Here is a 12,188-nt window from a genome sequence, read left to right as displayed (position 1 = left end):
CGCCTTTACAGCGGTTGGGTCTGTGCCTCGACGGCGGCCAGCGCCACCATGTTGACGATGCGGCGCACCGAGGCAATCGGGGTGAGGATGTGCACCGGCTTCGCCACGCCCATCAGCACCGGCCCGACGGTGACGCCTTCGGAGGAGGAAACGCGCAGCAGGTTGTAGCTGATGCGCGCGGCCTCCATGTTCGGCATGATCAGCACGTTGGCCGAACCTTTCAGCGGGCTGTCCGGCATGATGTCCTGCCGGATGCTCTCCACCAGCGCCGCGTCGCCGTGCATCTCGCCATCGATCTCCAGATCCGGGGCCAGCTGGTTGACCCGCGCCAGCGTCTCGCGCATCTTGCAGGCCGCCGGGCTGTCAGAGCTGCCAAAGCTGGAGTGGGAGAGCAGCGCCACCTTCGGCTCAATGCCGAAACGGCGCACCGTCTCCGCTGCCATCAGCGTGATCTCCGCCAGCTGCTCCGGCGTCGGGTCATCATTGACGTAGGTGTCCGCGATGAAGGTGTTGCCGCTCGGCAGCAGCAGCGCGTTCATCGCCCCGGCGACGTGCGCCCCCTCGCGGAAGCCAAACACCTTCTCCACCACCGCGAAGTGCTCATGGTAACTGCCGATGGTGCCGCAGATCATTGCGTCCGCCTCGCCGCGCAGCACCATGATGGCGGCGATCAGCGTTGGGTTGCCAATCACTGCCCGGCGCGCCTGCTCCTGCGAAACGCCGCGCCGCTTCATGATCTGGTAGTACTCGCGCCAGTACTCGTTGAAGCGTGGGTCGGACTCGTTGTTGACTACCTCGAAATCGCGGCCCGCCTCAATCTGCAACCCCAGTTTCTTCAGGCGCATCTCAATCACGCTCGGGCGGCCCACCAGAATCGGGTACGCCAGCCCCAGTGACACCAGCTCCTGGGTGGCGTGCAGCACCCGCTCCTCCTCGCCCTCCGCCAGCACCACGCGCTTGGTCTCTTTTTTGGCCTGCGAGAAGATCGGCTTCATGAACAGGTTGGTCTTGTAGACAAACTCGGTCAGCTGCTCGGTGTAGGCGTCGAAATCCTCAATCGGCCGCGTTGCCACGCCGGACTCCATCGCCGCCTTCGCCACCGCCGGTGCGATCTTCACAATCAGCCGCGGGTCGAAGGGTTTTGGGATCAGGTAGTCCGGGCCAAATGACAGCTCCTGATCATCATAGGCCGAGGCCACCACATCGCTCTGCTCCGCCAGCGCCAGATCGGCGATGGCGTGCACGCAGGCCAGCTTCATCTCCTCGTTGATCGCCGTCGCGCCGACGTCCAGCGCGCCACGGAAGATGAACGGGAAGCAGAGCACGTTGTTGACCTGATTGGGGAAGTCGGAGCGGCCAGTGCAGATGATGGCGTCCGGGCGCGCCTCTTTCGCCAGCGGCGGCAAGATCTCCGGCTCCGGGTTGGCGAGCGCCAGAATCAGCGGGTCGCGCGCCATGCCCTTCACCATCTCCGGCGTCAGCACGCCGGGGCCGGAGCAGCCGAGGAAGATGTCCGCGCCAGGCATCGCGTCCGCCAGGCTGCGCCAGCCGTTGTCCTCAATGGCGTAGGCGGCCTTGGTCTCCACCATGTTCGCCTCGCGCCCACGGTAAATCACGCCGCGTGAGTCGCAGGCCGTGATGTTGTGGCGCTTGAGGCCCAGCGCCACCAGTAAATTGAGGCAGGCGATGGCAGAGGCCCCCGCACCGGAGACCACCAGCCGCACGTCGGAGATGCTCTTCTTCACCACCCGCAGGCCGTTGAGCACCGCGGCGGTACAGATGATTGCCGTGCCGTGCTGGTCATCGTGGAACACCGGGATCTTCATCCGCTCGCGCAGCTTCTGCTCAATGTAGAAGCACTCCGGCGCCTTGATATCCTCCAGATTGATGCCGCCAAAGGTCGGCTCCAGCGCGGCGATCACGTCAATCAGCTTGTCCGGGTCGTGCTCATCCACCTCAATGTCAAACACGTCGATACCGGCGAACTTCTTGAACAGCACGCCCTTCCCCTCCATCACCGGCTTGCCGGCCAGCGCGCCGATGTTGCCGAGGCCGAGCACCGCGGTGCCGTTGGAGATCACCGCCACCAGATTGCCGCGCGCGGTGTACTTGTAGGCGGCCAGCGGATCTTTCTCAATCTCCAGACAGGGGGCAGCGACGCCCGGCGAGTAAGCCAGCGCCAGGTCGCGCTGGGTGGCGAGTGGCTTGGTGGGGGAGACCTGGATCTTGCCGGGCACCGGATACTGGTGGAAATCGAGCGCGCTCTGTTTCAGTTGGTCATCCATTGTGAGGCTCCTTGTCATTATCATTGGGCGGATGCGGGTACAGCCCCACCAGTATAGGAAGGGATTTTTAACAAACGTTGAAGCACGCCAAAGAATCAACCGCCCAGCCCTGCCCGCCCCCCTGGAGAAACTCTGATTTACCTACCGGAAGCCGCTGATTTGCTGGCCTGTCGGCGTGAGGATTCTGTAAAGAGAGGTGTCAAATTGTATAAATATTGATCAATTTGTGCGATTTACTATAGTGAGATCTCGACATGACACGGCGCGCCGCTTCGCCACAGGGCGCGTCCTCCCGCGGTTCTTTTCCACCCCCGAGTCTGTGCCATGCCAGGATGGGACGCCCTGTCTCCTGGCGTCGGCCCGTGATCTGCCGCCGCAAGCATGGCCTTCCTGTCTGCCTTCCAATCTGGTCTATGACGCCCAGCCCCTACCGGGCTGAATCGGTTTGAATGTTACCGTCTGAATCTCAGGAGGAAACCTATGGAACCGCTCTACATGGACGAGAACCGCTACACCTATCTCATCGGCGCGTGGCGGCGACCTGTCAGCAATAATTACATTGCCCGTACCCCACAGGGGGATTTCGAGTTGCATCTCCAAACGCTGTTTCTGGAGGGGCAAGCTCATCTACAACACGAGGAGTTCACCCTGGCGCTCGACGCCTTCCAGGAGGCGATGACGCTGATCCTGCACACCGTGCACCCTACCATGCCGGTTGATCCCAACCTGCTGGGGAGAATCCGGCTACCCAGAATGGTGGAGATGGTGGAGCCGCTGATCGCCAAAACCGCCGAGATGCTGCGCCTCGCCACACCGGAGCAGTACACCTTCCCGGCGGCGCTGGTGAGCAGCGGCTCCCGGATGCCCAACGTGGTGCAGGAGGCGCTGAAGCCGCTGGACGATGGCGGCATCCGCATCACCTCCTTCCAGAGCGGCGTGCAGGCCAGCGTCGGTGCGGCGCTGGAGGCGGCCGGCCGCAGCAACTGGCCCGAGGCGGTCAAATTCTACCAGGAGGCGCTCAACCAGACGCCCGAGGGGGAGTTGGCGATCCGCGGCGGCCTGCAACATGATTTGGCGCTGCTGAGCGAAAAGGCGCAGAACCGCGAACAGGCGCAGCAGTTTGCCGAGGCCAGCGTCACCGCCTTTAATCAGGCGAAAGTGAGCGAGGGCGAGGCGCAGGCGCTGGCGATGAGCAGCGGCCTCTATGCCCGCGCCGGCAACAGCCAGCGCGCTGGCGAACTGACCAAGCAACTCGACCAGCTCAAGAGCACTACGGTGCTGACCGACGTGGTCGCCACCACCCGCTCGCCGGTGGCGCTCAACAGCAGCGTGGCGGCGGTGCAACCGCTCACTACCATGTCTCTGCGCTCCGCCTCGATACGCCCGTTGCCCTCCTCCGGCTCCATTGGCAACCTGCCGGTCACAGGGGTGGTGGGCGCCCCTCCGCCCTTCGTCACCCCCGCCGTGCTGGAACAAGCGCAGGCGCAGGCCGCGGCCCCGGTGCTTGACCCCGGCGCGCCGCAGCTGATGGGGACGCGCTTCATCGCGCTCTCCACCCCGGTCAAATCGCTGAGCATCCGTGGGATGCACGATGTGGTTAACCTCAATTTAGAGGCGGCCAACGCGGTCGCCAGCACTCAGGGCTTCCTTGGCACGTTGGAGCAGACCCGCGACCTCGGCCTGCTGACCGGCTGGCTGAACCCGGTGCGCTTCGTCGCCTATGTGCCGCATATGTACTTCTATGTGCTGCCGATGGCGGTGGGCGACTGCCACGCGGGCATGGGCAATCTGGAGGAGGCGCTGGCCAGCTACATCGAGGTGCTGCCCTACCCCTACATCAACCGCTTCTATGAGTTGACCAAAGTGTGGACCCGGCTGGCGCAGACCTACCTCGATCTGGGCGATCGCGCCTACCGCCTCGCGCGCGACAATCAGCCAGCCTACGCCACCGCCAAGGCGCACTATGAGATGCTGGTGATGAGCGATAACACCCTGAACGCCGCCTCACCACTCTATGCCAGCGCCAAGTTTGCCCCCCTCAAGGGGCGTGTCGAGGCGCTGCTGGCCGCCGCCGACCCGGCGCTGATTGATGAAAACCCGGCGGTCACCACGCTGGTGCTGGAGGCAAAGCTGAAGCTGAGCCAGCTGGCGGCCGGGCTGAACTTCTTTGGCTTCGCGCCGGACTACACGCCGCCCTTCAGCTTCGAGTACCTGCAAAACACCGCCCGCTACTTCGCTGGCCACGCCTCGCAGATTGAGCAGCGCTACATCCAGTACAAGAGCACCGCCGAGAGCGAGGCGTTCCGCCGCCAGCAGCTTGACCAACAGGCCGAGGTGGCGCGCCAGACGGTGATCCTGGAACAGCGCGGCGTCACCGAGGCGCAGCGCGGGATTGACGTCGCCAACCAGAGCCTCAACTACGCGCAGGTGCAGCAGCAGAACGCCGCCGCCTCGCGTGATGATTTCAACAACGCGCGCTGGGAACTGCTGGAGCTGAGCACGCTGGAGGCGTGGGCCGGTGCCTCGTCGGTGGATCGTGACGATCAGGTGAAGCTGACCATCAGCAACTACGGCTACTACAACACTGAATCCACCCGCCGCAACGTGGTGCTGAAGGAGCTGGCGGCCCAGCGCACCCTGCTGACCCACGATCTGGAGGCGGCCCGGCTCGATCGCGCCGTAGAGGCGGCGCAGGCTTACGTCGGCGTCGCCACCGCCCAGATTGGGCAGGCGCAGGCGCGCAAGGCGGTGGCGGAGCAGCGGGTGAAGATCGCCGCCCTGCAACAGAAGCAGGCGGAGGAGAACCGCGACTTCCTCGACATGCGCGAGTTCAGCACCCGGCTGTGGTATGAGCTGGCCCAGCAGGCGCGGCGCATCACCCAGCGCTATCTGGACATGGCCACCGAGATCGCCTTCCTGATGGAGCGCGCCTACAACGCCGAGACCGGGCGCGGGCTGGCGGCCATCCGCTACGACTACCAGAGCACCGCCTCCGGCAACCTGATGGGCGCTGACCTGCTGCTGGCGGACATCGACGCCTTCACCCATGACTACCTCACCACCATCCAGAGCAAGAAGATCCCGGTGAAGATCACCCTGAGTCTGGCAGATGCCTTCCCGACCCAGTTCCAGCAACTGCTGAGCCACGGCCGCTGCACCTTCGGCACCCACTTCACCGATTTCGACCGCCGCCACCCCGGCCTCTATCTGGCGAAGATCCGCAACGTCGAGCTGATGTTTGTCGGGCTGTCGGGGCTGGGCGGACTGGCCGGCACGCTGCGCAACATTGGCGTCTCGCGCTTCCGCGCCGCCGACGGCTCGGTGAACGAGCGCCTCTACCCGGCGGATGTGATGGTGCTGTCGCACTACGACATCCGCACCGATGCGCTGGCGTTCCGCTTCAGCCCGAACGAGCTGCGGCTGTTTGAGAACAACGGTATCGAGACGCTCTGGCAGCTTGACCTGCCACCGGATGCCAACGATCTCGACTACCGCGACCTGCTCGACGTGCAACTGGTGCTCTACTACGACGGCTTCTTCAGCCAGCCGCTGGAGGCGCAACTGCGCGCCGCCCTGCCCACCACCGGCAGCGCCGCCCGCGCCGTGTCGATGCGCTTCTCCGCGCCGGATGAGCTGTTCTACCTGAAAAATCAGGGCGAGGGCGAACTGCTGTTTGATGAGGCGCAGTTCCCGCGCAGCCAGAAAGATCGGGTGCGCAGCAGCGTGACGCTGAAGCTTGCCGGCGATCCGGCGACCATTGCCAACCTGACGCTCACGCTGCACAGCGACGCGCTCGGCAGCGCGCTGACGCTGACCACCGACGCCAATGGCGAGGTGACGGGCGCGCCGCTGGCAGACCTGCTCAGTAAACCGGTGCTGGATACGTGGCAGATCAAGATTGAGGCCGCCGCCAATGCGCCGCTGGTGAAAGAGGGCAAACTGGATCTCAGCGGCCTCACCGACCTGATGGTGTTCTTCGAATACCAGTTCACCTACCGTTGAGGGGACGATCATGGCCAAAAGTGAACAACGTTCCGCGCCGGCCGGCACCGGTTACCAGCCGGGCCTGGGCGAGGCCTTCGCCCTCAACCTCAGCACCGGACAGGGCACCTACAGCTACCAGATCCCGTTGCCGGACGGGGTGGCGCAGCACACGCCGCGCCTGCGGCTCGAGTACCTGCACGGCGTCGGCCACGGCCCGTGGGGGCTGGGCTGGCGGCTGCCGCTGCGCAGCCTGACCCGGCGGCTCGACACCGGCAATGAGGTGCTGCGCCTGCTCGACAGCGGCAATGAGCTGGTGCCGCTGGCGGATGGCAGTTGGGGCGCGTTGCAGGAGACCGCCTTTAGCCGCTACCGGCCCGAGGGCGACGGCTGGCGCATTGAGGAGCGCAATGGCACCGTGCACCTACTGGGGCTGACGCCCGCCACCCGCCTCGCGCCGCCCGACCAACCACAGCGGCCGCTGGAGTGGCTGCTGGAGCGCACGCTGGATGTGCACGGCAACGCCATCGACTACCACTACCGCATGGAGGCCGGGTTCGCCTACCTCGACAGCGTGCGCTACGGCGCGTGGGAGGTGCGGCTCAGCTATGAGGCGCGGCCCGACGTGCGCCACGATGGCCGTGCGGGCTTCTCACGCCGCCGCAGCCTGCGCTGCACCCTACTGCAACTGATCCTCGACCCCGGCGAGCAGGAGCGGCCGATCCGCAGCTACCGCTTCGAGTACCAGCTTGCGCCGGTGAGTGCCGTCTCGCTGCTTACCGCCGTGGGGTTCACCGCCCACGGCGCGGCGGCGGACGGCTCACAGGATGTGGTGCGTCCGACGGCGCGTTTCAGCTACACGCCGTTTGACCCGCGTCAGGTACGGGTGAGCTGGATGCAGGCCGAAGCGGGCCAGCCACCGGCACTCACCGAGCCGGACGCCGCGCTGGTGACGCTCGACAACGCGCCGCTGCCGGGCGTACTGCTCAACCGCGATGGCCGGGAGATCTACTGGGCCAACCGGGGCGATGGCCGCTGGGCCGCACCGCGCCCGGTGGCCCGTGCCCCGCTGGCTGGCAGTTTCCGCCGCAGCGGGCTGGCGCTGGTGGACATGGATGGCTCCGGCGCGGCGGATTTGATGGTCGCCAACCCGGACGCCCTTCAGGGCTACTACCTGAACGAGGGGCGGCAGGGCTGGGGCGACTTCGTCCCCTTCCCGCCCGGCGAGCGCCCCACGCCGCCGTGGAGTGACGCCAACCTGCGGCTGCTGGATGCCGACGGCGATGGCCGGCCCGATGCGCTGGTCAGCCAGCGCCGCGCGTTGGCGCTGTGGCGCAACCGCGGCAACCAGGGGTGGGCGGCCCCGGTGCTGCTGCCCAAAACCGCCGATGGCCTGCCGGATCTCGACTTCGCCGACCCTGACCTGCACTTCGCCGACATGAGCGGCGACGGCAACCTCGACATCGTGCGGGTGCGCTCCGGGCGGGTGGAGTACTGGCCCGGTCTGGGCGACGGCCGCTTCGGCGCGCGGATGGTGATGGGCAACAGCCCTCGCCTGCGGCGCGATCCGCTGCGCGACACCCTGCTGCTGAGCGATCTGGATGGCGACGGCTGCGCCGAGCTGATCGAGGTGACGGCGGTGGGGCTACGCCTCTATCCCAACCAGAACGGCCAGCGCTTTGGCGACGTGGTGGCGATCGGTGGCCTGCCGACGCCGTTGCGCGGCACCCTGCACGCCCTCAACCTGAGCGGCGGTGCCGGGGCCGGGCTGATGTGGAACAGCCCGGTGCGCGGCGGCATCGGCTATGTACAGTTCAGTTTCGCCGCCAGCCAGCCCCCCTGGCTGCTGGCGCAGATTGAGAATGGTGCCGGGCTGCGCTCGGAGATCCGCTACCGCTCCGCGATAGAGGATTACCAGCGCGACCGCGACGCCGGGGAGCTGTGGCAGACCCACTTCCCCTTCCCCTATCTGGTGGTCGCCAGCACCCGCGAGACCGATGCCGTCTCCGGCCGCGAAACGGTGGTGGAGCTGCGCTACCACGAGGCGCACTTTGAGCGCCGCGCCCGCCGCTTTGAGGGCTTCCGCCGCACCGAGCGGCTGGAGCGCGGCGACGCCAGCCGGCCGGACACCCTGCAGATCCACCACTTCCTGATGGCGCAGGAGCGGCAGCCGGGCAACGGCCCGCACCATGCGCTGCTCAACGGCCTGTTGCAGCGGATGGCGCTGTTCCAGATGGATGGCTCGCCACAGCAGCCGTTGCCGCTGCGCGAGGAGTTCTCCGACTATGGGCTGACCGCGCTGGAGGGCAGTAGTGATGGCCGCGCGCGCAGCTTCCTGTTCCTGTCTGAGTTCCGGGTGGAGGAGAGCGAGCGCGGCGCGGATCTACGTGTCGAGCGCAAGCAGTACCAGTATGATGGCTTCGGCAACGTGACGCAGGAGCGGCTGGAGGCGAGCGGCCAGCAGGGGGGCACGGCACTGCCGCCACGCGTGCGCACGCTGGAGACCACCTACGCCACCTCCACCGAGCACTACTTGCTCGACAAGCCCTCACGCGTCACCCTGCGCGACGGCGAGGGCCACCTCTGCTCGGAGCGCCGCTACTTCTACGATGGCGAGCCTTTTGTCGGCCTGCCAGCCGGGCAGGCCGGGCGCGGGCTGCTGAGCCGCGAGCAGAGCTGGGTGATGACAGAGACGGAGTTCGCCGCGCACTACGCCGGGATGGATGCGGCGGCGCTCGGCTATACGCCGGGCGAGGATGCCGACGGCACGCCCGGCCTGTTCGCCACCTCCCAGCGCCAGCAGCATGACGCACGCGGCCTGCGGCTGGCGCAACGCGATGCGCTGGGGCAGGAGATCCGTTTCAGCTATGACGCACAGGGGCTGTTCCGCACCGGGCTGACCTCAATGCTCGGCGAGACCCGCTTCAGCTACGATCGCGCCACCGGCCAGATCACCCGTACCGAGTACGCTGATGGTGCCATCACTGCCTTCACCTACGATGCCCAGGGGCGGGTACTGCGCGTGGCGCGCCCCGGCGAGGCGCTGGAGTCCGCCGCCACCGACTACCAGTATGATGAGAGCCAGATACCTAACCGCCGCGTTGCCCGCCAGCACCCGGCACCGGGCGTGACGGCGCTGGCCATCACCTACTTCGATGGCAGCGGCAAGGAGTTCCAGTCGCGCACCGAGGTGGAGCCGGGCACCTTCCTGGTGTCGGCGCTGCAAACACCCAACCCGTGGGGCGTGCCGTCACGCGAGTATGAGCCGGTGTTCTCGGAGAGCGAGGCGTTCGCCCTGCCGCCCACCGAGGGCCGCCCCTGCCGCCGCTTCTTCTATGATGCCAGCGGCCGGGTGGTGCGCACCGAGAACTACAACGGCGGCCTCTCCTCCGCCGATTACCAGCCGTTCCGCGTGACCCTGCGCGACGCCAATGACCACGACGACTCGCCGGAGAATCAGGCGCGCGGCCAGTTCAACACGCCGCGAGAGGAGCAGCTGGACGTGATGCGCTCACTGGTGGCGGTGGTGGAGCGCCCGGACGCGGCCACCACCCTCACCACCCGCTACACGCTGGGGCCGCTCGGCGAGCTGGCGGCGATCGCCGACGCGCAGGGCGAGATGGCGCGCTACCGCTACGACCGCTGCGGCAACCGGCTGGCGATCTGGCTGCGGGACAACGGCGAGCGCCGCATCTGGTATGACGCCGCCAACCGGCCGGTGCGCACGCTGGACGCCGCCGGCCACGACCTGCACGCCACCTGGGACGCGCTCGGCCGCCAGACGCGGCTGGCACAGGGCGACACCCTGCTGGAGGAGTATATTTATGACACGCCAGCCCAGTCGGCCCACGGCCGGCTGGCGGAGGTGCGCTACCCCGGCGGCAGCCAGTCCTTCCACTACGATCTGGCGGGACGGCTGCTGGCGCGCGACTACCAGCATGAGGGTGAAGCCTCGGCACGGCGCGTCGCGTATGAGTATGACGCGCTCGGGCGCGAGACCGCGATCGGCCACGCTGACGGCACGCGCATCACCCACGACTACTACCTCAACGGCTGGCTGCGGGCGGTGCCGGGCATCATCGACAGCCTGCGCTACAACGCGCGCGGCCAGCCGGAGGAGCTGCTCGGCCACAACGGCGTGCGCACCCTCTGCGAGTACACCGCTGGCCCCGGCCGCCTGAGCCGCCAGCGCGTCCTTTCTCCACAGGGGGAGCTGTATGACGAGATTGTCTTCGGCTTCGACAAGATGGAGCTGCTGGTCAGCCGTCAGGAGGGCGAGAACCAGCGCTATGAGTATGGCTACGACGGCCTCTACCAGTTGACGCAGGAGACCCACACCCGGCCAGAAGGCCCGCTGGTGCGCCACTACGCCTACAGCCCGCTCGGCAACCTGCTGCGCGCCGACGAGGCTGCCCTCAGCCTGCGTTATGACGATGCCGCCCACCCCGGCCGCCTGAGCGCGCTGACGCCCGACGCTGGCGCGCCCTTTGACACCCGCTATGACGGCAACGGCAACCTGCTGGCGCTGCCGGGCCAGCAGTTCAGCTACAACGCACGCAATGAGCTGGTGCGTATGCAGCGCCAGGATGGGCTGGTGGCGGAGTACCGCTACGACCACCTGGGGATGCGCACCAGCAAGGTGATCAACGACGGCCACGGCGGCGGGGCGCGCACCCTCTACCTCAGCGAGGAGGCGGAGATCACCAACGGCGTCGCCAGCTACTTCATCAACTTGGGCGTGCGGCGGGTGGCGGTGATCCACAACGGCGCGCTGCGCTACCTGCATGATGACGGTGCTGGCTGCACCCGCTTCATGACCGATGCCACCGGCCAGCGCCTTGGCCGCGTGCAGGGCCGCCCCTTCGGCAACGCCAGCGTCGAGGGCGACACCCGCTTCCGCACCTTCGCGCTGCACGCAGTGGATGAGGAGTCCGGGCTGGTCTACATGCAGCGGCGCTACTACTCACCGCTGCTGGGGCGCTTCCTGACGCCGGATCTGATGGCAACCTACCAGCCCGAGAAGTTCCTGCACCAGCCGCAGGGGCTACACCTCTACACCTTCGTCGCCAACGATCCGCTCAACAAGAGCGACGCGACCGGCCTCTCCTTCTGGAGCTTTGTCGGCGCGGTGGTAGGCGCGGTGGTGGGCGTGATCGTCGGGGTGGCGATTGTCGCGGCGGTGGTGGCAACCGGCGGGCTGGCGGGCATCGCCCTTGGCATCGGGCTGGCGCTCGGGGCCAGCCTGCTGGCGACCGGCATCTCCTATGTGATTGCTAGCAACGTTGACCCCAGCAGCGGCTTCGGCCAGTTCGTGCGCGGCTTTATGATCGGCTTCAACGCTGGCATGAACGGCGTCTTCGCCAGCGCCCTATTCGGCCCGGTGATTGGCATTACGCTCGGCGTGATCAACTTTATTGCCACCTTCGAGGGGGCGTCGCAAAGCCCGGTCTATCAGGGCATCCTGGGCTGGACCAGCTGGGCGATGCCGATGTCCTGGGCTGGCATCGCGCTTGGTGCGGTGTTCTTTATCATCAATTTGCTGGCGGCGGCCGTCACCTTCCAGCAGGTGGACGCGCTGAAAATTGAGAAGCTGCAAATTGACTGGCGCTCCGGCAGCATCGTGATGGTCAACGGCCTGATCCGCAACGGCACCGCGTTCAATGTCGGCAACTTTGTCTTTATGAACAAGGAGTGGACGGACAACCCGGCCTCCGGCGGCTTTGAGGCGGTGCTTAACCATGAGGTGGGCCACTCACTCAACAACGCCGCCTTCGGCCCGGCGTTTGGCATCTACGACGCGCTGAACGAAACCCTGCTCGGCGCAGGCAGCAATGACTACGGCGAGCAACTGGCCGAAAGCCACACCAACCGCCCCTGGCGGCCCAAAATTCCAATGTGGGGGTAACATGACAAAATTAAGGG

At 66.7% G+C, this 12,188-nt stretch carries 3 protein-coding genes; 2 read left to right on the top strand and 1 reads right to left on the bottom strand.

Annotation, left to right across the window (positions count from 1 at the left end; translation table 11 throughout):
* Positions 1-5: 5 nt before the first annotated feature.
* A complete protein-coding gene (gene maeB / locus ACK3SD_RS04630; protein ID WP_137762477.1) occupies positions 6-2,285 on the bottom strand; it encodes an NADP-dependent oxaloacetate-decarboxylating malate dehydrogenase in 2,280 nt (759 codons plus the stop codon).
* Between the two features lie 480 nt (positions 2,286-2,765).
* On the opposite strand from maeB, the gene ACK3SD_RS04625 reads away from it, so the two are divergent.
* Together ACK3SD_RS04625 and ACK3SD_RS04620 are read left to right on the top strand one after the other, a co-directional pair.
* Positions 2,766-6,287, top strand: coding sequence for a Tc toxin subunit A-related protein (locus tag ACK3SD_RS04625; protein ID WP_481126926.1), 3,522 nt, complete (start codon positions 2,766-2,768; stop codon positions 6,285-6,287).
* A 10-nt stretch (positions 6,288-6,297) separates the two neighbouring features.
* Positions 6,298-12,171, top strand: a complete 5,874-nt coding sequence (locus ACK3SD_RS04620) for a toxin TcdB middle/N-terminal domain-containing protein (protein ID WP_481126925.1) — start codon at positions 6,298-6,300, stop codon at positions 12,169-12,171.
* Positions 12,172-12,188 lie beyond the last annotated feature (17 nt).

The organism is Chimaeribacter sp. YP20170169 (assembly GCF_056739715.1).
The sequence above is the reverse complement of the archived record's forward strand: the minus strand, read 5'-3'. Positions and strand labels throughout refer to the sequence as shown.

What these genes read in the sequence shown, in the direction of transcription:
- maeB (WP_137762477.1), bottom strand. Translation starts at nt 2,285, where the DNA reads ATGGATGACCAACTGAAACAGAGCGCGCTCGATTTCCACCAGTATCCG.
- ACK3SD_RS04625 (WP_481126926.1), top strand. Translation starts at nt 2,766, where the DNA reads ATGGAACCGCTCTACATGGACGAGAACCGCTACACCTATCTCATCGGC.
- ACK3SD_RS04620 (WP_481126925.1), top strand. Translation starts at nt 6,298, where the DNA reads ATGGCCAAAAGTGAACAACGTTCCGCGCCGGCCGGCACCGGTTACCAG.